The 23163-nt window shown below is 60.5% G+C and carries 15 protein-coding genes, 1 tRNA gene and 1 pseudogene; 4 read left to right on the top strand and 13 right to left on the bottom strand.

All coding sequences use genetic code 11. The features are described 5' to 3' along the window. Positions 1-23: 23 nt before the first annotated feature. The 10 genes from ACTQXI_RS05945 to ACTQXI_RS05900 form a co-directional block, all read right to left on the bottom strand. The gene (locus tag ACTQXI_RS05945) at positions 24-1793 is read right to left on the bottom strand and encodes a GmrSD restriction endonuclease domain-containing protein (RefSeq protein ID WP_441067383.1); all 1770 of its coding nucleotides are present in this window, start codon (positions 1791-1793) and stop codon (positions 24-26) included. Beyond that, positions 1786-2229 carry a hypothetical protein gene (locus ACTQXI_RS05940; protein WP_441067385.1) on the bottom strand — a complete coding sequence of 148 codons (444 nt, stop codon included), beginning with the start codon at positions 2227-2229 and terminating at the stop codon, positions 1786-1788. The genes ACTQXI_RS05945 and ACTQXI_RS05940 overlap by 8 nt, the downstream gene beginning before the upstream one ends. Next, positions 2226-5057, bottom strand: coding sequence for a DNA methyltransferase (locus ACTQXI_RS05935; RefSeq protein ID WP_441535752.1), 2832 nt, complete (start codon positions 5055-5057; stop codon positions 2226-2228). The genes ACTQXI_RS05940 and ACTQXI_RS05935 overlap by 4 nt, the downstream gene beginning before the upstream one ends. A gap of 510 nt (positions 5058-5567) precedes the next feature. Beyond that, positions 5568-5643: transfer RNA gene (locus ACTQXI_RS05930), tRNA-Arg, on the bottom strand. 135 nt (positions 5644-5778) lie between these two features. Next, on the bottom strand, positions 5779-6177 hold the full coding sequence (locus ACTQXI_RS05925) for a DUF956 family protein (RefSeq protein WP_117646410.1): 399 nt from the start codon (positions 6175-6177) through the stop codon (positions 5779-5781). A 120-nt stretch (positions 6178-6297) separates the two neighbouring features. Continuing rightward, positions 6298-7218, bottom strand: coding sequence for a PTS system mannose/fructose/sorbose family transporter subunit IID (locus ACTQXI_RS05920; protein WP_154518429.1), 921 nt, complete (start codon positions 7216-7218; stop codon positions 6298-6300). 16 nt (positions 7219-7234) lie between these two features. After that, positions 7235-8053, bottom strand: coding sequence for a PTS mannose/fructose/sorbose transporter subunit IIC (locus ACTQXI_RS05915; RefSeq protein WP_055285302.1), 819 nt, complete (start codon positions 8051-8053; stop codon positions 7235-7237). A gap of 18 nt (positions 8054-8071) precedes the next feature. Further along, a complete protein-coding gene (locus tag ACTQXI_RS05910; RefSeq protein ID WP_154518426.1) occupies positions 8072-9061 on the bottom strand; it encodes a PTS sugar transporter subunit IIB in 990 nt (329 codons plus the stop codon). Positions 9062-9439: 378 nt separating this feature from the next. Further along, positions 9440-9868 carry a hydrogenase maturation nickel metallochaperone HypA/HybF gene (locus ACTQXI_RS05905; protein WP_441041753.1) on the bottom strand — a complete coding sequence of 143 codons (429 nt, stop codon included), beginning with the start codon at positions 9866-9868 and terminating at the stop codon, positions 9440-9442. 198 nt (positions 9869-10066) lie between these two features. Further along, a complete protein-coding gene (locus ACTQXI_RS05900) occupies positions 10067-12844 on the bottom strand; it encodes an FAD-dependent oxidoreductase (protein WP_441548417.1) in 2778 nt (925 codons plus the stop codon). 189 nt (positions 12845-13033) lie between these two features. Here ACTQXI_RS05900 and ACTQXI_RS05895 point away from each other — a divergent pair, with 189 nt between their 5' ends. The 3 genes from ACTQXI_RS05895 (at position 13034) to ACTQXI_RS05885 (ending at position 16486) form a co-directional block, all read left to right on the top strand. Then, positions 13034-13696 (top strand): TetR/AcrR family transcriptional regulator, encoded by a 663-nt coding sequence (locus ACTQXI_RS05895; RefSeq protein ID WP_427727359.1) that lies wholly within the window; start codon positions 13034-13036, stop codon positions 13694-13696. 62 nt (positions 13697-13758) lie between these two features. Further along, complete coding sequence (locus ACTQXI_RS05890) at positions 13759-14766, top strand: DUF5692 family protein (RefSeq protein ID WP_154518417.1); 1008 nt, start codon at positions 13759-13761, stop codon at positions 14764-14766. Between the two features lie 232 nt (positions 14767-14998). Continuing rightward, positions 14999-16486: a hypothetical protein gene (locus tag ACTQXI_RS05885; protein ID WP_427795141.1), complete on the top strand. Its 1488-nt coding sequence runs from the start codon at positions 14999-15001 to the stop codon at positions 16484-16486. 132 nt (positions 16487-16618) lie between these two features. On the opposite strand, the gene ACTQXI_RS05880 is transcribed toward ACTQXI_RS05885, so the two are convergent. From ACTQXI_RS05880 to ACTQXI_RS05870, 3 genes are all read right to left on the bottom strand, one after another. Then, positions 16619-16813: a hypothetical protein gene (locus ACTQXI_RS05880; RefSeq protein WP_229770727.1), complete on the bottom strand. Its 195-nt coding sequence runs from the start codon at positions 16811-16813 to the stop codon at positions 16619-16621. 144 nt (positions 16814-16957) lie between these two features. Continuing rightward, positions 16958-19585 (bottom strand): ATP-dependent chaperone ClpB, encoded by a 2628-nt coding sequence (clpB, locus tag ACTQXI_RS05875; RefSeq protein ID WP_154518122.1) that lies wholly within the window; start codon positions 19583-19585, stop codon positions 16958-16960. 624 nt (positions 19586-20209) lie between these two features. Continuing rightward, positions 20210-22510, bottom strand: coding sequence for a hydratase (locus tag ACTQXI_RS05870; RefSeq protein WP_441049043.1), 2301 nt, complete (start codon positions 22508-22510; stop codon positions 20210-20212). A 383-nt stretch (positions 22511-22893) separates the two neighbouring features. Here ACTQXI_RS05870 and ACTQXI_RS05865 point away from each other — a divergent pair. Beyond that, positions 22894-23163, top strand: a pseudogene (locus ACTQXI_RS05865) (IS110 family transposase); the annotation flags it as partial.

Here is a 23163-nt window from a genome sequence, read left to right as displayed (position 1 = left end):
ACCCCCAAAGACTAGTCCGTAATCTACAGCCGCTCATATGCCCTCTTCACGAACTCACCCATTAGCCTCCTGCGCTGACCGAGGAAGTCCTCGTAATCAAGCTCTTCGAACCCGAGGGGCAGGGCGTGTTCCTCGCAGTTGCGGCGGTATTCGTCCTCGCCCAGGGCTTCACGGTACCTCCTGACGTACTCGCTCGGCGCGTCATCCGAGATGTAGATGTTGTTCTGGTAGTCAACGAGGGTGAAGTTACCTCGGTTGCTGCGCTGCGAAAGGTAACCCTTGGCCCTCAGGTAGTTATCTGGGAACAGATGGTGCTTGTCCAGGGCCTTCTTGGAGCCCGACGAACCGGTAAGCAGCAGCTGAGAAAGAGGGGCCGTGCTGAACAGTGCCTTGGCACCGAGCACAACCTGAGCCGCGACGAAGCCCCACCAGGTCGGACCCGTCGCCTCGTTTGCATCAAGGGAGCTGGGCAGCGTAATGGAGAAATAATCGTCCGTCATGATGGCGGCAAGCCTACGGTCGAAGTACGCCTGAAACTCGTCGGCAGTATCAAGGCGCGAGACGTCGTTAAGCTGCTGCTCGAACTCGGATTCGAAGGACCCCACATAGAGCCCCGTTATGGCTGCGGCGAAATACCAGCGCCGCACGAGCCCGCGCACAGCCAGTGGCTCCATGTCGAACTCATAGCGCCCGATAAGGTAGAACGCATAGCAGAACATGAGCGCGTTGCCCGACCCCACCTGGTCGGAGCAGACGTAGCCCGCCTCCGCCAGCGTGTTGATGAAGGCGTGCCAGTTGTTCAAGTCAAGCACGAGATCGAGAGCACGACCGAACGTGGCAAAGTTCTCGGCCCTCGTCTCGGGCGTCGTTTCCTTTGTCTTGAGATCTCGCCCGCGAAGAATCTGGTAGGCATAACGCAGGCGACCCCTCTTGAACCCCACGCCCACCGTGGCGCGAATGATATGCGTCGGCGAGACGGTCATGAGCGGGTTGTACGAGGTGCCCTTTGCGGGCGCATGGCTCATGGCGCAGAACTCCTCTATGCGCTCCCTCATGGCAGGTTCGTAGACCGAAAGCAGGGTCATGATGAAGTCATCCTGCTTAAGCGCCTGCCCTTGCGAGTTCACACGCACAAAGATGTCCGATACGGTCTCCTCGTCCGCCGATTCGGAAATCTCCAGCGTCGGCAGAAGATAACGCTCAAGCCCGAGCAATGCGTTGAGCCCACTCTCGACGGCATCCTCGCCGCCATCGTCGAGCTCGGGTTCGCCCTTTTTGGCATTCGCCTCGTTAAGGCGTTTGATGAACGCTCTGCGATAGGCGCTCAGCTTGTTGTCGTGGTTCGCTGCAAAAGCCTCGGATACGTCCGGCACATAGTGCGAATCCCTCTCGGTCGAGGCGTCGGCATTCTTGAATGAGCGTGCGATGGGGTCGTAGGCGATCTTCACCGTACGCTCCCTGAAGTTCTTGTCTCGCACGGGTACGCCGTACAGAGAGCTCAAGAGGGCAGTGAGCCTCTGCTGCCCGTCGATGACAAGGGACTTGGGAACGGCATACACCTTTTGGTTCGAGCCTATGGCAGACTTCTTGCCCGCATTATCGCTCGGAGAGTCCCACAACATCACATAGCCGATAGGGTATCCGCGGAGCATGGAATCAAGCAAATCACGGACCTTTTCGTTTCCCCACACGAAGGGTCGTTGCAGATCGGGCAGGCCGATCTTGCCCGTCTGAACATCCTTCAGGATGTTACCAACCTCTAGCGATATGGGGGTATAGATGGAGTTAGGCATTGGCGGTATTCCTATCTCTACATTTGTATAACTCGTCGCTCAATTCTTGATTTCTGTCGATGAAGGAGCAGAGCAGCTCACGGTCAATCTGGTATTGATAGTTGGGGCGTTCTTCGTCCTTGGCCTTAACCTTCGTTCGGAGCTCCTGTCGCCCATCATGCGTCACCGGAAAACTGTGAATGATTCTGTTCCTCTCATTTCCAAGATCACAGAGCAGTTCCAGGATTCTTACATCCTCTTCGTTCACAAGCCATTTCTTTCCTTCGTCCTTGAGCCGCCCCGTCGTCATGTCGGTAAGCTCATACCAATTGGGAGCCCCGGCGTGCATAAGATTCTCTACAAAGAAGGAGACGTTCGAGTTGAATACGTATACCGCCTCCCCAAGAAGGGTCAGGTATTCCTCGTCAGGCAGGGAGAAACGCGTGGGGTGGATCATTCGCTATCACCGACCTTCTTGGCGTACAGGTTGAAGAGATGGGCGACTATCTTCTCCTCGTCCCCACCGAAGTCGACGCCATAGGCGGCTTCGACGGCGGCGTCGAGCGCCTCGTGCGCTGCCATCAGCTCGGGGAAGAACGTCTCGTTCTTGGGATCGTACATGTCCGCGAGCGTTGCACCTTCTTGAGCATCCCGGGCGTCGAGCACGGCTTGGGCGCAACGCTCGACTTCCTCGCGTTGGGATTCCGTGGGCTCGGGCCAGACGAAGTTGTTGTAGACGATGCCTCCCGAGTAGCGGTAATCAGATTTGAGACGACCTGCAACCGTGCGCATCCATGCATTGTGAAACTGAGACTGAAGCACGCCAAAGTGATAGAGGGAGGCGTTAGGGATAAGGAACACCAGGTCACTGCAGAGCGTCTCTGGACCCACGAAACCCATAGGGATATAACGCCTACGCTCGGATGATACCTTGGGGACCACGATCGAGTTCCCCTTCGGCATATTTTCAACGTGAAAATGAGCTGGTCTGTCTGCGAGCTTTCGAGTTGGCACGCTTTTACTAGCCAAACGATATTCGCGAACAGCCTCGATGCGCTCACGACAGCGGGGAAGCTCCTTCAACTCCGCAAAGGTAGCGTCTCCAAGATAGAGACACCAGCGGCTTTCACCATGCAGGAATTCCCTGGAACCAATCCACCTGTGAAAGTACGACTCGGCTCCTGGTTCTTTATTTAGGAAATCAGTCTTCTCCTCATCGGCGAACAGGTAGAAGCCGCCGTCAATGGGCTTGTTTCCAATTCCGATTTTGGGAACATCACAAATAGGCTTATTCCGATTCCAAATAAATGCGTCTGGAGCATCGGAAAGGTATGCATTGATGCTCTTCGCGGCTTTCTTAACTTCAGCCGTATCGGGCGTGCCGTGGACATACAGTCTCTTCTCGCAGTTCTCCCGCGAGAAGCCCACGATGACGCAGAACACGTGGGCCTTATCCGCCGCCTCGTTGTCCCAACGGAACGTGTTGTGAGCGAAGTCGATGTGGATACCCAGGTCGTGCAGGGGTTTCCAGAGGTTGGCGACCTGCTCGCTCTGACATATCGAGTTGGTAGAGACCAGGGCGCAGCGCGTACGCTTTCCCTGCGTGAACCTCGCGGCCTTCATGTACCAGGCCCCGCAGTAGTCGATGTTGCCTGCGTTCTTCGCTCCGTCGAAGACCTCAAGAAGCTCTACCTTCTGCTCCTTGGACTGGTTGCGAGCACCCAGGAACGGCGGGTTGCCTACAAGATAAGTAAGGTCATCGGGGAACACCTCGGACCAATCGGTCTTGAGGGCGTTGCCCTCATGAAGGTTGCTGAGGCTCCTGAGCGGCAGGAAGTCGAAGTCGTAGCCGACATATATCTCCTGCGTCTTACGCAGCATCTGCTCCTCGGTGATCCACAGGGCAGTCTTTGCGACCGAGACGGCGAAATCGTTTATCTCGATGCCATACAGCTGGTCGAGGGAGACGCGGACGGGACTGCCCTGCGCAATGACGAGGGACGTCTGCCCCGCGTTGCCGGTCTCCTCGCTGAGCTCGTCTTCGATGATTCGGTTCTCGATGGTGCGCAGCTGCCGGTACGCCTCGGTAAGGAAGTTGCCCGAGCCGCATGCCGGGTCGCCGATGGTGATGGAGGCCACCTTGTCGTGCAGCCTCGCCAGGGTCTGCTTGCGCTTGGCAGCTGTCCTCTCACCCTCGGCCTCGTGCAGTTCATCCCACAGCTCGTCGAGGAAGAGCGGCCTGAGGCAGCGCTCAATGTTCTCGACGCTCGTATAGTGCATGCCCCCGGCGTGGCGCGTCTCGGGGTTCAGTGTGCCCTCGAACACGCCGCCGAAGATGACGCCCGAAATCTCGTGCCAGTCGAAGTCCTGGGACGCGTCGGTGATGGCCTCGAGGATCTCCGGGGTCATCTGCGGGACGATGATGGAGGAGTCGGCGAACAGACCGCCGTTCACGTAGGGGAAGGCTGTGAGGTCGTCGTCCATGTACTCGTCCCTCTGCTCTAGAGGCGTGTCGATTGTCTCAAACAATTCGACCAGTTTGCGGCGGAGCTTCGCGGGGTCCCCCTCGCAGTACCTGCCGAACGCCTGATGCGATTGCAGGAGGTCGGCGTCCTCGGCGTAGAGCAGGAAGATGATTCGGGTGATGAGCACGTTGAGGGAGCGCTGCTCCTCTTTTGCCCGCTCGTCCCTCTCCTCAATGTGGTGGTACTGCTTGGCGAGGGCATCGTAGAGCCTGGAGACGTAGGCCCCGGCCTCGACGGAGAGCTGCTGCTCCTTATGCAGGCGGCTCGTCTCGTTAGAGGTCAGGAAAGACAGGAGATACAGGCTGTCCTGGAGCTCTTCGAGGGAGAACTCTTGCACGGTGTCCTCGGGCCGCTCGTTGTCGAGGTCGTAGAGGCGGAAGGTCCCGAAGTTGCACGTCATCACCCAGCGGGGGCGCTCGGAGTACGGCAGGTGCCGCGCGTACCACATGGCCTGCTGGAGCGGCGTCTCCATGCCGCCGTTCCTGGGTTCGGGCTTGTCGAGGTCGATGCCCCACGACTTCTGCTCGCACAGGAAGTTGTGGTCGGAGACGAACACGTCGATGCGACGGCCTCTCACCTTCCGCTCGAAGTCGACGAAACTGTCTATGGTGTTGGACGGGATGCCCAGGACGTTGATGAGCAGGTCGACCCAGAACTTCTGCGTATCCTGCTGCTCGTTGTTGGAGCCTGCGGGGATGGCACCGAGGCGCTTCTTCCACCGTTTGACGAACTCCTTTGCCTCCTTCTTGCTGGCAGGCATACCGGACCTCCTGCGTCGTTGTCTCTTCCGGACAATTTTAAGGCGTAAGGGCAGTACTGCGAACGGAAGAGGCGAGTTTTCAAAGGCCCACGGCATCGGAGGATCCCGAATGAAACCCGAAAACGCCGGGGCCGCTGGAGACTCGCCCATACCGCTGCGATGTCACCCAAGATTCTCAAGGCCTTCCATGGCCGAAAGGCTTCTTATAAGCCTGTAGGCAGTGGGAAGCCTTGAGAACCGGACATTTGTGTGAAAATTCGGAGTGAAATATGGAGATGAGCTGTTGTCGTCATGGGGCTTTCTTGCACCCCTCTACCGTCCACTTCGCTCTATCTATCCAAAAACAGGTCAGACAATTTTTACCATCTGACCTGCTGTTTTTCTGGTGCCCCCGGGCGGATTCGAAAACTCCCCCGCGGGGAAATTGGTGACGCGGGTGTCGACGGCCCGAATCCGGCCTTTAGACCAGAAGAGCCCGGCACCGTAGCAGTACCGGGCTCGATGTTCCTCTGGTGCCCCCGGGCGGATTCGAACCGTCGACACCCGCTTTAGGAGAGCGGTGCTCTATCCCCTGAGCTACGGAGGCATGTTGTACTAGTGTAGCAGATTTACTGCATCGCCATACGTCGCATGACTAGACTTCGAAGTTGCGGTGGAATAGTTCCTGTCTGAAGCATCTAAAGCCGTATTTAGGAACTATTTCACCGCAACTTATGAGGAGCTAGTTGCCTTTGTGGAAGAGGTTTTTGATAACGGAGGGGATGCTCTTGGCGCCCTTGGCCGTCACATCGATAAAGTCGGGCGAACGCACGAGTTTATCCTCGTCGACGTACTTGCGAACTGCACGAAGCGTCTCTTTGTCGTCGCGCGTCGAAAACGTAAAATGGCCGTTATCCTTGGTAAAGATAGCAAAACGCGTGATCTTCTTAGTGCCGCGCAAAACCTCGGCGGCAATATAGTCGACCTCGTCCCACGGAATTTGAATAAAATCCTCGGGATTGCGCTCGTTGTAATACTCGAACGCCTTATTGCCCACCATCACGTTACCGTGGCTGGTAAGCCCCATCAGGCAGGTTGCCGGTGTTGCCAGATCGACCGTGCTGTTCTGAGATTGCGCCATGCGCGCCTCGCCCTCCAAATAAAACAATCGGACCGCATCCAGTGTACCCACCGGGTGCGGTCCGTTTCAATGGCTCAAAAGCCCTTGCCTAGCAACTCTCGGTCTTAAGCCGAAGCGCGCTTACATGAAGCCGCAAACGCGACCGATGATACCGACGGCGAAGAGAGCCAGAATGATGACAATCGGGCTGACCTTCTTCTTGAGCAGCTTGCAGACGAACAGCGTCAGGCACACGGCAGCAAGGCCGGGGATGAGCTGATCGAGGTTAGCCTGAAGCGTGGTGACCTTCACCTGATCAAGAGCGGTAGCACCGACGGAGTTGTACATCGTCAGCGCTTCCTTGATGCCCTCGGCACCGGAAGGCAGGTTAGCCCAGTCAATGAAGGCGCCGGCAGACTGCGTGACCTTGGAGACGACCGGGGTGAAGGAGATGGACACCCAGCGCTCGACCAGGGCGCCGATGATGAACATACCCAGGATGGAAGCGCCCTCGGTAACCTTGCCCATCAGACCGCCGGAGAGGTCCTTGGCGATGGAGGAGCCGACCTTATAGCCAAACTCCTGTGTGTACCACAGGAAGGCGTAACGGATGATGTTCCACGCGAAGAAGAACAGCAGCGGACCGGCGATGCTGCCGGACAGGGCCAGGGAAGCGCCCAGAGCGCCCAGGATCGGGCGAAGGGTGAACCAGAAGGCGGGGTCGCCGACGCCGGCGAGCGGGCCCATCATACCGACCTTGACGCCCTGAATGGCGACGTCATCGATCGGTGCACCGTTGGCGCGCTCCTCCTCGAGAGCGAGGGTAACGCCAATGACGGGGGCGGAAACATAGGGATGGGTGTTATAGAACTCCAGGTGGCGCTTAAGCGCGGAAATCTGGTCGTCCTTGCTGGTGTAGAGCTTCTTGATCGCAGGGATCATTGCGAAGCACCAGCCGCCATTCTGCATACGCTCGTAGTTCCACGAGCCCTGAAGGAACTGATGACGGAAGCAAACCTTCTTGCGGTCAGCCTTGGTGAGCTGAATCTTGTTCTCTGCCATATGTATCACTCCCCTCCTACTCGTAATCGTTCAGAATGTCGCCGAGCGGGTCACCGGAGCCGCCGCCCATGCCGCCACCCTGCTTGGCCAGATCCTTGAGGCCAAGGTAGATGAGGGCAAGGGAGATGCCGATGAGGCCAAGAGCGATCAGCGTGAGCTGAGGGATGGCAGCAAGGACAAAGCCGAGGATGAAGAACGGCCAGGTCTCCTTGGTGGCCATCATGTTGATGACCATGGCGTAACCGACGGAAGCGACCATGCCGCCGCCGACAGCCATGCCGCCGGACAGCCAGTCGGGCATAGCGTTAAGCGCGTTGGTAACTGCCTCGGCCGGGATGATGCACAGAAGTACTGCCGGGATGGCGATACGAAGGCCCTGCATGAGGATGGCGGCGTACTGCCAGCGCTCGATGCCGGAGAAGTCGCCCTTCTCGGCGCAACCGTCCATGGCGTGAGCGATAGCGGTAGCCAGGGTACGGCAGATCATGGTCAGGAACAGACCAGCGACCGACAGCGGGACGGCGACGGCGATGGCGGCGGTAACGGCCTTGGCCGAATCGGTAGCGCCACCGTTGAGGGCGAGCACCATGATGATCGAAGAAGCGACCGAGGCCAGAGCGGCGTCAGGTGCGACGGCGGCGCCGACGTTAGCCCAGCCAAGGGCCATCATCTGGAGCGAACCGCCCAGGAGGATGCCCTCCTGAAGGTGACCGGTTACGAGACCGATAAGCGTGCATGCCACGAGCGGCTGATGGAACTGGAACTCATCCAGAATGCCTTCCATACCGGCAAGCAACGCGACAATCGCAACAAGCAGAATAGTGATTGCAGACATGTATCGGACCCTCCTTTACTATGCTTGAGCGGCCAGTTCGGCCTTAGCTTTCTTCAACATGGCGTCGAGATCCTCGGAGGAATCCGAAGGAACCTTGCGGACCTCGAACTTGACGCCCTTGGCCTTGAGGGCCTCGAGAGTCTTAACGTCGTCATCGCCCATAGCGACGGCGTTGGTGACGACGACCTTGCCCTTGGAGTGAGCCATGGAACCGATGTTGACTTCCTTGATGTCGACGCCGGCCTCGATAGCCTTGAGCAGATCCTGCGGGTTCTCAAAGAGCAGCATGGCCTTGGTGTCACCAAAGCGCGTGTCCTTGACAACCTCGGCCATCTTCTTGATGGGCACGACGTTGGCATGGACTCCCGGAGGGGCAGCCTGCTCGATCATGGTCTTGCGGAGCTCGTCGTGAGCAACGCCGTCGGAAACCACGATGATGCGGTTGGGGTTGATCTGCTTGGTCCACGTGGTGGCCACCTGACCATGCAGCAGACGGGTGTCGATACGGACGTGGGCGATCTTGATGTGCCCATCGCCGATGACCGTTCCCGGAGGGATGGCGCCTGCAGGAGCAGCGGCGGCCGTGGCCGGCTTCTTCTCCTCGGGCTCCAGAGACTCGGGCTTGACGCGCACGCCAGCCTTAGCCTCAGTCACGAGATGTTTTGCGATCGCATGTGCAGTGTTCTTTGCGTCAAAGCGCTGCGAATATGCCTCGATGAGCATAGGCAGGTTGACACCGGTGACGATAGCCCAGGAATCGTGGCCCTCGATGAGACCGCTGATCTGGTTGAACGGCGTGCCGCCCCACAGATCAACGAGGAAGAGCACCTGCTCCTGGTCCTCGAAGGAAGCGATTGCTTCCTCGACCTTGGCACGGAAGTCGTCGGGGCCCATGCTCGGCTCGAGCGAGACCACGGCCACAGACGGCTGATCGCCAAAGACCATCGAGCCCGTCTGCTTGATTCCGGCTGCCAAGTCCCCGTGGCTAGCAAGAACAATACTTACCATCACATAACCTCCTCTTTGTCTACGTATTTCCTACACGACATGAAAGGAGTATACCTGTTCGTCCTGTAAAATTATAGAGAAAAATGCGAATGATTGGATAATTTGTTTAAACGTCTAGGTTTGTTACAAGTTGATTACGTTACTGCTTTTTGACGGATTACACGCCATGGCGTCACTTATCAAGCCATTCATTTTACAGATACAAGCAGGCTGGTCATTAATATCGATTTTAGGCAAGCGCAAATGCGCTTGTACTGCAGTTATTTTGTTTAAACAGACATAACTTGACTATTAGCGTGACTTGTGCACTAACGTAAGTAGTCATTGGGGACGTTCTTAAACGACTAGTCAAACAAGAACGTCCCCAACGACTAGGGGCTAGACGATGTGGAGGGGGTTGGCAGCGTCGACGGCATCGGGGGCGTCGGAGAGGCCGTCGGGAGCAGCATCTGCCGGGTCCTCGTCGGGGGTCTCAATCTGCTTGATCATGACCTCCTGGCCCTGCAGCAGGTATGTCTCGCCGCTACCGCAATGGGGGCAGATCTTGCCGTGCTCGACCGTCGCATAGTCGCGGCCGCACGCCTCGCAATGCGTCACGGCCTCGACAGGCTCCACGATAAGCTCCGCGCCCTCGGTGATAGGCTTTTTATCTGCCGCCCAGCGCCAAGCGTCGAGCAGCAAGTCGGGAACGACGCCCGAGACCTCGCCCAGCAGCAGCGTGACGCTCGAAACGCGACTCACGCCATTGGCGCGCGCCACGTTCTCGACATCGCGAATAATGTGATAGACGATTCCCAATTCATGCAAGGCGAAAACCCTTCTGCAGCGGTTGATACGATGTCAATCCATATATCAGCGAGCGGCGATCCAGGTGCCCCAGGTTGCCCCGAAACAAGGCATCCGCTGGGCTTTTGCCCGCGGCGCCGCAGTTGAGGGGCAGGATGGGGTATCTGGGCGCCGCGCAGCGTCGGCAGTGCCGCCGTTCGTTAGAACGGCGGAACCTCATTACTTCTTCCCGAATTTGATCTTGATGGCACGCTTGAGCGCGTACTTGCCCAAGCTGGGGAGCTTTTGTTCGTATTTGACCATCGTGGAGCACTCGGGGCGGTCGCGATCCAGGTGGATGGCGTCGAACGCGCACTTGGTAGTGCACAGACCGCAGCCGATACACTTGTTGGGGTCGACGATCGAGGCACCGCAACCCAGGCAGCGGGCGGTCTCGGCGCGTACCTGCTCCTCGGTAAAGGTCTCGACGTACTCGCTAAAGGGCGCGGCCTTCTCGCGCTCGCGGTCGACATGTGCCACCTCGCGCCTCGCGTTGTCGTAGCTCTCGATAACGACATCGTCGCGGTCGAGCGCGATGTAGCGGCGCTGGTTGCGGCCGATGGTGAGCGTGGAGCCCGGTTGCACAAAGCGGTGGATGGACACGGCGGCCTCGTGACCGGCAGCGATGGCGTTGATGGCAAAGCTCGGACCGGTGTAGACGTCGCCGCCCACAAAGATGTCGGGCTCAGCGGTCTGGTAGGTCTGAGGATCGGCAAGGGCACCCTGGCCGCGGCCAAGCTCCACCTTGGAGCCAGCCAGCAGGTCGCCCCACACGATGGACTGACCGATCGACATGACCACGCGGTCGGCGTCGACACGACGCAGGTCGTTCTCGTCGTACTCGGGCGCAAAACGGCCCTCGTCGTCAAAGACACGCGTGCAGCGCTTGAAGGTGATACCGCACACACGACCGGCCTCGTCCAGATGGACCTCCTTGGGGCCCCAGCCGCAGCTGATGTGGGCGCCGTCCTCAACGGCCTCGCGACGCTCCTCCTCGCTGGCGGGCATCTGGGCCTCGCTCTCCAGGCAGAATATCTCAACGTGCTCGGAACCCAGACGGCAGGCGTTGCGCGCGACGTCGATAGCCACGTTGCCGCCGCCCACCACGATGGTGCGGCCGGACAGCGCGTCGATCTTGCCACTGTTGACCTTGCGCAAAAAGTCGACGGCCACGGTCACGTCCTCGGCATCCTCGCCCGGAATACCGGCGAGGCGGCCGCCCTGGCAGCCAATGGCAACATAAAAGGCCTTAAAGCCCTGCTCGCGCAGCTCGTCGAGCGTCACATCGCGACCGACCTCCACGCCATAGCGGAACTCGGCGCCCATCAGGCGAATGACCTCGACCTCGGCCTCGATAACATCCTTCTGCAGCTTAAAGCTGGGAATGCCATAGGTGAGCATGCCGCCCGGGCGCTCATTCTTCTCGAACACGACGGGCTTGTAGCCCTTCTCGGCCAGGTAGAAAGCGCAGGACAGGCCGGCCGGACCGGCACCGATGATGGCGATCTTCTGGTCGAAGCCGCCGGCACGCGTCGGGGTCACCACAGGTGGGACATAGCGGGTCGCGGCATCCAGATCGCGCTGGGCGATAAACTTCTTGACCTCGTCGATGGCCACGGCCTCGTCCACGCGACCGCGGGTGCAGGCATCCTCGCAGCGGCGATTGCACACACGGCCGCAGATAGCGGGCAGCGGGTTCTCGCGCTTGATGAGCGCTAGCGCCTCGTCATAGCGGCCCTGCGCCGCGAGCTTCAGATAGCCCTGAACGGCAATGTGCGCGGGGCAGGCCGTCTTGCAGGGCGCGGTGCCGGAATCGTGTGTCTCGATGCGGTTGTCGTTGCGGTAGTTGGGCGACCACTTGGTGTGGTCCCACTTGGTGGCATCGGGCAGCTCCTGGCGCGGATACTCGGGCACCTGTCCGCCGGCCTTTTTGCTGCAGAGCTTCTGGCCGAGCTTGACGGCACCGGCCGGGCACACCTCAACGCAGCGACCGCAGGCTACGCACTTGTCCTTCTCGACCTTGGCGACATAGGCCGAGCGCGACAGGTTGGGCGTGTTGAACAGCTGAGAGGTGCGCAGGGCATAGCACACGTTGACGTTGCAGTTGCAGATGGCGAAGATCTTGTTCTCGCCGTCGATATTGGTGATCTGGTGCACAAAGCCGTTGTCCTCGGCCTGGCGCAAGATGTCATAGACCTCCTCACGCGTCACATAATGGCCGCGGTCGGTCTCAACCACATAGTCGGCCATATCGCCCACGGCAATGCACCAGTCGGCGGGGTCGTCGGCGCAGCCCTCGCCCATCACACGACGGCTCGCGCGGCAGCTGCAGGTGCTGGCGGCATATTTGCCCTCGTATTTGTCGAGCCAATGCTCGATATGCTCGATCGGCACCGAGGTGCTCGAAGCATCGATAGCCTTCTCGACCGGAATGACGTGCATGCCGATGCCGGCGCCTCCGGGCGGCACCATCGGCGTGGCTTTGGACAGCGGCCCCTTGGACGCCTGCTCAAAGAACTTGGCATAGACCGGATGCTCCTCGAGCTGGCTCACGCGCATGTTGAGGAACTCGGCGGAACCCGGTACCAGCATGGGCAGCACCCACTGCTTGGCGCGCTCGGGATTTTCCCAGTTGTACTCGAGCAGACCCGTGTAGCTCATGTCGTCGAGCATCTTCTCGATCTGGGCCTCGGGCATGCCGGTGAGCTTGACCATCTCGGGCAGCGTATAGGGACGGCGCATCTTCATCTTGCAGAGCACTTCGGCCTGCTCGTCGGTTGCGGCCTCGGCAAACGACCAGTACTCGTAGCCCAGCAGCACGTCGCGATGCAGCAGACGGTTGGTGCAATGCTCGCACAGCTTGACAATGGCCTCGCGCGGATGTTCCGGCAGCGGCGGCACGAACTCCGAACCGATGTCGGGCTCGGTGTAGCTAATTCCCGGTCCGTTGAGAATCATGGTTGTCCCTTCTCTTGCCGCAGCCCGACGAGGCCGCAGCGCCCCTCTTTTTTGCAGGCCGGGCATGCCCCCATGCCGTTCACCCGCCATTGTTGACATTATGTCAAAAATAGTATTGACGAACCGTCAACACTATTCAAGACTATTAGGCGAACGGTCGGGCCCAAACGGATGAAAGGCGGCAAGCGCATGAGCGATAACGCAGCGAGCACCCCTGTGGCCGACGCCGTCCCCACGCCCGACAGCGCGGCAAAGCGCCTGACAGGTGACGAGCGCCGTCGCGAGATTCTCGCCGCCGTGCGCGCCGTGAGCTCCGAGCTGGGCGTGTCCCATCTATCCGTCTCGGCCGTGACCAAGCGAGCCGGCTGCACGCGCTCGCTGTTCTACCACTACTTCGTCGACATGGACGCCGCCGTCACCGCCGTCATGGACGAGGCAATCGACGGTTTTATCTCCGAGCTCGAGCAGTGGAATGCCAGCCGCATCGTCGGTGATATCGAGGGCGCACTCGACACCGTCGCCCCGCTCTTTAAGCGCCTGGTTGTGAGCGGCCACGAGCTGCCGAGCACGCTCACTTCGAGCAGCGGCGCGCTCTACGGCGGCTTTCTGCACAACGTGGTCCAGCGCGTGGCGCAATACATCTGCGACACCACCGTGGTGGACTTTGTCGCCCATCATGACCTGCGCATCGACCATGTCTACGAGACGTTTTACACCCTCATCATGGGGCTGTTGATGTACATCCGCACGCACCCCGATGTGCCCGACGAGACGGTTAAGGAGATTATCGCCTCGACACTCCACATCGAGGGCTACACCGCCAAGTATTCCGAGCGCAAGCCCAGGAACTGATGACATTTGGCCAAACTGCCCGCGACGGAAGAGGGGCCGCGGGCGTATGAAAGGAGAGCAGCATGCTGTTCGATGTTTGGGGTAGCGATACCCTTATCCACTGGGCCGGCTGGGCGATGGTCTTTATCGGCTTGATCGTACTCAACGAGGTCGGCCGCCGTACCAAGCTCGGCGCGGCCATCATCTTTGGCGTGGCTCCGCTGGCCATGACCATCTACTGCATCGCCATCGCCGTCGGCGTTTCGCAGGGTGCCGAGTGGGCGCTCACCAACCCCACCCATGTATACCAGAACAGCTGGTTCCATTACGCCAAGGTATACGCGGCGCTGGCCGGCTGCTGGGGCTTCATTGCCATTAAGTACCAGTGGGGCAAGATCGGCAAGGCGCATTGGTTCCGCGCATGGCCGTTTGTGATCGTCGCCATCAACATCTTGATTGCCGTCGTGTCCGACTTTGAGAGCGCCTATCACTTCTTTGTCCTGGGCGAGTCCACCTGGGTCACCTCCGAAGGTGCTACGCAGCTGGCCGGCTGGAACAACGTGTTCAACGGCATCGCGGGCATCATCAACATCTTCTGCATGACCGGTTGGTGGAGCGTCTACGCCTCCGAGGACAAGACCGACATGCTGTGGCCCGACATGACCTGGGTCTACATCATCGCCTACGATATCTGGAACTTCTGCTACACCTACAACTGCCTGCCCACCCACTCCTGGTTCTGCGGCTTTGCGCTGCTGCTGGCGCCCACCGTCGCCGCCTTTATCTGGAACAAGGGCGGCTGGATCCAGAACCGCGCCTTTACGCTGGCCATTTGGTGCATGTTTGCCCAGGTGTTCCCCTACTTCCAGGAGGAGTCCATCTTTGTGACGCACTCCACGCTCGACCCCGGCGCCGCCACCGCGGTCTCGATCGTCGCGCTGGTCGCCAACATCGCCGCGATCATCTACGTCGCCTACCGTGCCAAGAAGCTCGGCCGCAACCCCTACAAGCAGGATGTCTTTGAGGGCACCAGCGATTGGGAGAAGGCCACTGCCCGTCGCGCCAAGGTTGATTACGCGCACGCCGAGTAACGCGCCTGACGCAAACATCGCTTGAGCACGAAGCGGCATAGCCGGCTCCGCGCAACTCAACGCACTGCAGAGCCCCCGAAACGTGATTCGTTCGCGTTCCGGGGGCCTTTTGCTGCCGCGAGGATGCGGCTGAACGATACGCTCGGGTTAAATCGGATCTTATATTTCGCATGCGCTTTATATGGCTCCATTTTTGGGTACAGTGTTGAGCCGATATTGCATTGGGGGATATATGAGCGATGAGACACGTGGCCGCGAGGATGCGGCCCAGGATGCGGAAGCATGTGCCGAGGCCCTGGAAAGCCTTGACCGGATTGCGTTAGACGAGCTCTCGTTGAGCGATTTGGCCGTCGACGCGCAGGACGAGGTGCGCGAAGGCACTGAGGACGAAGGCAGCGACGCCAAAGACGCTTCTGACGAGGCCGAAGCCGAAGAGGACGATAGCAAGGACGACGTCCAGTCGGAATCCGCCTCGGGAGAAGAGACCGCCCTGCTTGGCAGCTTGCCTGCCGATGACTCGCTCACCCGCGAGCTTCCTGGCCTGGGTTCTGCGCCGGCCGTCGACGAGACCATCGCCATGGGCGATATTCCCCTGCCGTCCGTTCCCTCGGCACGCGAAGCCAAGGCTCGCCATCACAAGATGTCGCCCAAGCGACGCAATTTGATGGTTGCCGGCGTCGTTGCCGCCGCGCTCGTTGCCGGCGGCGCGGGCTATGCCGCTTGGAACGGATACCAACAAGAACAGGCCGCCGTCGCTGCCGTCAACGCCCACACCATGATGTCGGTGCAGATTGGCGTACATGCCGCAGGGCTCGACTGTTCCACCGGCTCCAAGATTCCCGTGCAGGTGAGCGGGCAAGACTCTGACGGCTCCTCCGTGAGCGAGACGCTCTATGTTGATGAGCACGGTCGCGGTATTAAGCTGCTGCCTGGCGACTATACGCTCTCCATCGCTGGGTCCCCCATCGCAGCTGACGGTACCATTTACACCGTGCCAACCACCAAGGCGCAGGTTAGCGTAAAGAGCGACGGGCAGGACCTGAGCGCTCAGGCATCCTTTAAGCTTAAGGTACCTTCGGCAGACACGGTGACCGACGACCAGATCGATGCCGCGGCCAAGTACGCCGAGGAGGGTGGCGCGAGCTCTGCCGCGGTCGCAAAGGTGCTCCAGCAGGCGGCAACCGCGCGCCGTGACGCCGCCGTCAATGCCATGAGTTCCCGCGAGGCGCAGGCGGCCCGCGACGCCGATGCCCGGCATAAGGCAACGAACCTGTATCAGCTCGATATTCCCGTTGAGTGGTACGGCAAAGTCGCGACTTGGCAAAACGGCAATACGCTGTGCATCTATCTTGCCAGCGACAGCAATACGCCGATCGTGACGCTTGTCGCAGTGCGCGACGGCGAGAGCTTTACGCCCGATAAGGGTGATACGGTTTTGGGTGCGGCAAGCCTTGGCAACGGCTACACGGTCTACGCCAGCGGCCCCGTCTATCCGTATGTGGTGCCCCAGACCATCAACGGGCGCACGCAAGACCCCGTGTCGACCTACCCCATGGACACGGCCATCGATCTTGTCGAGCTTACAACCGGCAACCGCTATACCTATAGCCAGATCAAGAACGTACTGGTCGGCAAAGACGGCAAGGCCGACGCTGCCACCAAACTCGAGACCGACTACCTCGCTCAGATTCTGATGCCAAGCATTAAGGCCCAAGACTAGCCGGCCGTAGCGAGGGTAGCTAATTTGGGACGGGGCTTTTTTAGCTGCCCCGACCGTTAATCGACTAAGCCGGCACATTACCAGCCGGGGCAGCTAAAAAAGCCCCGTCCCAAATTAGCTACCCTGCAGGAGTTAGCGCCACGGGTCGGCTTCGAACATCGGCTCGCGCTCGGGGCGGCGATCGCTGTAGGGATCGTAGCCGTCGTCGTCCTCGTTCTCGGCACGGATGTAGGGGTCACGCGGCTTGGGTGCCGGCTTGGGCGCAGGCTTGGGTGCGGCGGGCGCTGACTCAGGCGCCGGTGCGTTCGTCTCGTTCTCGTCTTTCATCTGCATAGCTCCTTGCCATGTACTCATGTTCAACATCATCGATTGTCGCACGAAAAAGGGCGGCGGACCCAATTGGATCCGCCGCCCTTGGCGTTTAGAGACGTTTAGAGACGACTGGCAGATTTTAAGGCATGGCCCAACAATCTACTCGGCGTCGGGCACCTCGTAGGTGGCAGACGGCGTGTTATCGCACACGACGGTAAAGGCACCGTCCTTGTCGACGTCAACCGTCACCTGATCGCCCTCGCGCACCGTACCGTCGATGATAGCGGCGGCGATGGCGTCCACGACCTCGCGCTGCACCAGACGCTTGAGCGGACGGGCACCAAAGACCGGGTCCAGACCGCCCACGGCGAGCATCTGCTTGGCCGCCGGGGTGATGGCAAGCGTCATGCGCTCCTTGGCCAGACGTGCGCGGACGTCGGCGAGCTGAATATCGACGATCTTTTCGATCTGCGCCATGCCGAGCGGATGGAACACCACGATATCGTCGATACGGTTGAGGAACTCGGGACGGAAAGTCTGAGCCATGGCCGCGTCAACCTGATGGCGCATCTCCTCCTCGTCCTTGCCCGAAAGATCGGCGATGGCCTTGGAGCCCACGTTAGACGTCATGATGATGATCGTGTTCTTGAAGGACACCTGACGACCCTGACCATCGGTCAGACGACCGTCGTCGAGCACCTGCAGCAGCACGTTGAAGACATCCGGGTGAGCCTTCTCCATCTCGTCGAGCAAGATCACGGAGTACGGGCGACGGCGCACGGCCTCGGTGAGCTGTCCACCCTCGTCGTAGCCCACGTATCCCGGGGGCGCACCGATCAGACGCTGGACGCTGAACTTCTCCATGTACTCGGACATGTCGATACGCACGAGCGCGCGCTCGTCGTCGAACAGGCACTCGGCAAGTGCCTTGGCGAGCTCGGTCTTGCCCACGCCGGTGGGGCCCAGGAAGAAGAAGCTGCCGATGGGCTTGTCCGGATCGGAGAGGCCCGCACGGCTGCGGCGCACAGCCGCGGCGACGGCGGAGACGGCCTCGTCCTGGCCGATGACGCGCTTATGCAGCTCGCCTTCCAAGCCCTTCAGCTTGTCGAGCTCACCCTGCATCATCTTGGAGACGGGCACACCGGTCCAGGCGCTCACGACCTCGGCGATCTCGTCGGAGGTCACCTGCTCGTTGAGGCCTTCACCGTCCTGCTGCTTTTGTGCCTCGAGCGCGGCCTCGGAATCCTGAATCTGCTGCTGCAGACCCGGAATCACGGAGTAACGCAGCTCGGACGCACGGCCCAAGTCTCCGTTGCGCGTCGCACGTTCCTCTTCGCTCTTGGCCTCATCGAGCTGGCCCTTGAGCTCCTGCACATGGTCGATGGCGTTCTTTTGGTTGAGCCAACCGGCCTTTTGCACGTTGAGCTTTTCCTGGACCTCGGCGATTTCCTGGCGCAGGGTCTCCAGACGCTCCTTGGAGGCGTCGTCGGTCTCCTTCATGAGCGCCTGTTCCTCAATCTGCAACTGGGTGAGCTGACGCGTGGTGGCGTCGATCTCGACCGGCATGCTGTCGAGCTCCATGCGCAGGCGGCTTGCGGCCTCATCGACCAGGTCGATGGCCTTGTCGGGCAGGAAGCGGTCGGCGATGTAACGATCGGAGAGGTCGGCGGCGGCCACGAGCGCGCTATCGGTAATGTGCACGCCGTGGAAGATCTCGTACTTCTCCTTGAGGCCACGCAGAATCGAGATGGTGTCCTCGACGGTAGGCTCGCTCACCATAACGGTCTGGAAACGACGGGCGAGCGCCGCGTCCTTCTCGATGTACTTGCGGTATTCGTCGAGCGTGGTCGCACCGATCGCGTGCAGGTCGCCGCGGGCGAGCGCCGGTTTGAGGATGTTGCCGGCGTCCATGGAGCCCTCGGTGGCACCCGCGCCCACAATGGTGTGGAGCTCATCGATGAACAGGATGACCTTGCCTTCGGACTTTTGCACTTCCTTGAGCACGGCCTTCAAGCGGTCCTCGAACTCGCCGCGGTACTTGGCACCGGCGACCAGCGCGCTCATGTCGAGCTCGATGAGGTCGCGGTCGCGCAGCGTGCTCGGCACGTCGCCGGCCACGATACGCTGGGCGATGCCCTCGACGATGGCCGTTTTACCGACACCCGGCTCACCGATGAGCACAGGGTTGTTCTTGGTGCGACGGGACAGGACCTGGATAGTACGACGGATCTCGTCGGTACGGCCGATAACCGGATCGAGCTTGCCGGCACGGGCCAGGTCGCAGATGTTGCGGCCGTACTGCTCCAGTGCCTCAAACTGGGTCTTGTCCTCGGCGGACGTCACGCGGTCATCGCCGCGCAGCTCCTCGTAGACTTGCTCGATACGCTCCTTGGTAACGCCGGCGTCGCGCAGCACGCGGCCCGCCTCACCTTTGTCCTCGGCAAGCGCCATCAGCAGATGCTCGGTCACTACGAAGCTGTCGCCCATCTTGGTGGCCTTTTTCTCGGCCTTCTCGATGACGCGAACGAGCTCGTTGGACAGGCCCATCTGCTGGCCCTCGCCCGAAACCTTGGGTGCGCGGTCGATGGCATCTTGCGTGGAGTGTGCAAGCTGGGCTGGGTCGGCGCCGATGCGCTCGATAATCACGGAGATATTGCGCTCGCCGGCACCGAGCAGGGCGGACAGCAGGTGAATCGGCTCCACCGCGCCGGCCTGTGCGTCGGCAGCTGTGCTCATGGCGGTCTGCAACGCCTCGCGCGACGTCATTGCTAGCTTATCGATTCTCATGGAATCACCTCTCTTGGGGCGGCCGCCCTACGGGGCGGCTTCACGTTGTCCGAGAAGTATTGTTGCCAGCTTTGTACGATCTTATACACAAATCTAAGTCTCTATATATAAGATTTTCTGAGTGATTAAGAGATAGGGAGCAGGCATGCTCACCCGCTGCGGCCTCGTCCCCTTACTATCTCAATATGTAACATCTAGCGGCTGTTTATGGCTCCAGATGTTACAAATCAAGATGAAATGACCAGCGGCACCCGTTTGTCTCAATCTGTAACATCTACTCGGCAAATTAGGGTCTAACTGTTACAGATCGAGACGAACAGAAGACACCCGAATCGAAAATCTAAATCTGTAACACCAGGCCCACTTTTAGCGGCCAAGATGTTACAGGTCGAGAAAAACCGAGAACCGCCACAAAGGTGCCTGTCCCCTTTGTGGCGGTTCTCGACAAAAAAGAAGCCGCCCCATTAACAGAGGCGGCATCAAGCAAGTCTATTTATTAGCGTCCCTCAAGACCCAACGAGAACGCAGAAATGTAGCCCGGGGCTTACCCTTTCCCGAACGCGACCCTCGCGAAGCGCGTGAGCGGGCGGGAAAGGGTAAGCCCCGGGCGGACAATTAAGTGCGTTACTCGGCAGCGGCCTTGAACTTGTTGTAGTTGATCAGGCAGCCGGCCTTGACGATGGCACGCTCCTCAGCCGTCATATCGGCAATGTAGAGCTCAATCTGCTCGACCGTGCCGTCGGCGCGCACCACGTAGGCGGCGATGTTCTGCAGGTCGCCATCGAGCGCGGCACGGATACCCGGCACGAAGACGTAGTCGCCCACCTCAAAGTTGGGCTCGGCCTCCATCTGGAAGGGCACCATGCCCCAGTTCATCACATTGGAGCGATAGCGCTTGGTGGCGTACTCGTGGACGATGTTGGCCAGACCGCCAATCACGCGCTGGCAGCTCGCGGCCTGCTCGCGGGCAGAACCGTCACCGGGCTTCTTGGCATAGAGCATGGAGCCGTACTCGGTCGCCTTGGCATCGGCCGCGACGCCGGCGCCGGCCAGCGCCTCAAACACGCCGGCAAGCTCGGCATCGAGTGCCGCCAGATCGCCCGCCGCCTCGCCGGCAACGCGGCGCTTCTCCACGGCGTCGACCTCCTTGGAACGACCCACGTAGGCCGGATCGCGGCGGCTGAGCGTAAACTCTGCCAGGCCCAGCGGGTTGGAGCGGAAGGAGCTCGTCTCGCCCGAGGGAATGAGCTCGTCGGTCGTGGTGACCGGGTCCATGATCTTGGAGCACACCTTGAGCAGGATATCGTCGCCGAGAGGCTCCATCGCGGGCCACGGCTTGATGTTGGGGCCTTCGACCAGCTCGTCAGCAGGCTCGGCCTTGCCAAAGCCCCAGTACACGCGCTTTTTGTACGGCGCGTCGTCAAAGGTGTACTCGCAGGCCTCGTCCCAAGTCTCCTCGGGCAGGTCGGTCGCCGGCGTCAGGACGCCTCCGTTGGCGGCCGTCGCCGCAATGGAGCGAGCGTCCATTAGGGCCACGGCGCTCAGCTGACCATTGCCCGGCTTGGAACCCTCGCGGTTGGGGAAGTTGCGCGTGGTGTGGCGGATGGACAGGCCGTTGTTGGCAGGCGTGTCGCCGGCACCAAAGCACGGACCGCAGAACGCCGTGCGCACGATCGCGCCGGCCTCCATAAGGTCGTAGATATAGCCACGGCGCGTAAGTTCGAGTGCCACGGGCTGGCTCGTGGGATAGACCGATAGCGAGAACTCGCCGCAGCCGGTGTTGGCGCCCTTGAGCACGCGGGCAGCCTGGACCACGGAGTCGTAGTTGCCGCCCGAGCAGCCGGCGATAACGCCCTGTTGCACGTGCAGCTTGCCGTCGACGATCTTGTCGAGCAGGCTAAAGTGCGTCTTGCCCTCGCCGATCTTGGCGGCCTCGAGCTCCACCTCATGCAGGATGTCCTCGAGGTTCTCGTTGAGCTCCTCGATCTCAAAGCCGTTGGAAGGATGGAATGGCAGCGCGATCATGGGCTTGATGCTCGACAGATCGACCTCGACGCAACCGTCGTAGTAGGCGACATCGGCGGGCTTGAGCTCGCGGTAGTCGTCGCCGCGACCGTGCATGGCCAAAAACGCGTGTGTGTCCTCGTCAGTGGCCCAGATGCTCGACAGGCAGGTGGTCTCGGTGGTCATGACGTCGACGCCGTTGCGGTAATCGGTCGTCATGCTCGCGATGCCGGGGCCCACAAACTCCATGACCTTGTTCTTGACATAGCCCTTGGCAAAAACGGCACGGATGATGGCGAGCGCCACGTCGTGCGGGCCGACGCCGGGACGCGGGGCGCCCGTGAGGTAGATAGCGACGACGCCGGGATAGGCAACGTCGTAGGTGTCGCGCAGCAACTGCTTTGCCAGCTCGCCGCCGCCCTCGCCCACGGCCATGGTGCCCAGGGCGCCATAGCGGGTGTGCGAGTCGGAGCCCAGGATCATCTTGCCGCAACCGGCGAAGTTCTCGCGCATAAAGGAGTGGATGACGGCGATGTGCGGCGGAACGAAGATGCCGCCGTACTTTTTGGCCGCGGAAAGGCCAAAGACGTGGTCGTCCTCGTTGATGGTGCCGCCCACGGCGCACAGCGAGTTATGGCAGTTGGTGAGCACGTAGGGCAGCGGGAACTGCTCCATGCCCGAGGCACGCGCCGTCTGGATGATGCCGACGAAGGTGATGTCGTGGCTCGCCATGGCATCGAAGCGAATCTTGAGCGACTCGGGGTCGCCGGACGTATTGTGTGCCTGGAGGATCGAATACGCGATGGTGCCGCGCTTGGCATCCTCGGGCGTCTGCGTAATACCGCGCTCGGCAGCCTCGGCCGCAGGCACAACCTCGCTGCCGCCGCGCAGGTAGATGCCGTCCTCGTACAGCTTGACCATACTGTCTCCCACTCTGCCCAAAAGATTTGGGCGCATAGCATGCATTCGTTCAATATCGTGCCATAGAACGGTTGCGAGTGGGTTACGAATCTGCACGTTCACTTTATCTCGGTAAAGTACAGGACGAGCCCGATGTGGGTCAGCAGATTTGGTGCAAGAGCGTCCCTTTCGACTAGTCATTTAAGAACGTCCCCAATGACTACCAACGACTACCGCATCCGGAGCAAGGCAACGCCGCAGGTAGAGGATGGACAGACACTATGACCCAATCCGAGGGCACTAAAAAGATAGGAGCCCCCGCTCGTGACCGCGGGTCGGGGCTGCGACAATGATGTTGAAGTGCCATAGGCGCAGCCGCGCCGCAACGAGGTTGGGAGGCTCCCATGCCAAAGTATTCTACCGCGTTCGGGATGGACGTCCACCTGAGGTCGACCACCGTCTGCGCCCTCGACGCGGACACCGGCGAGGCCGTGACGAGGAGGTTCCCCGGCAACCCCTGGGGCGAGATCGCCGGGTGGATGGATGGGTTCCCCGGGCCGTCGCTCGCGGCCTACGAGAGCGGCTACCTCGGCTTCGCCCCGCAAAGGGAGCTCGCCGGGCTCGGCGTCGAGTGCGTCGTCGCCGCGGTCTCGAAGATCCCCAGGTCGGCCGCC

It is taken from the genome of Collinsella sp. LCP19S3_C9, assembly GCF_052121575.1.
Classification (GTDB): domain Bacteria; phylum Actinomycetota; class Coriobacteriia; order Coriobacteriales; family Coriobacteriaceae; genus Collinsella.
This window is presented reverse-complemented; position numbering and strand designations above follow the sequence as displayed.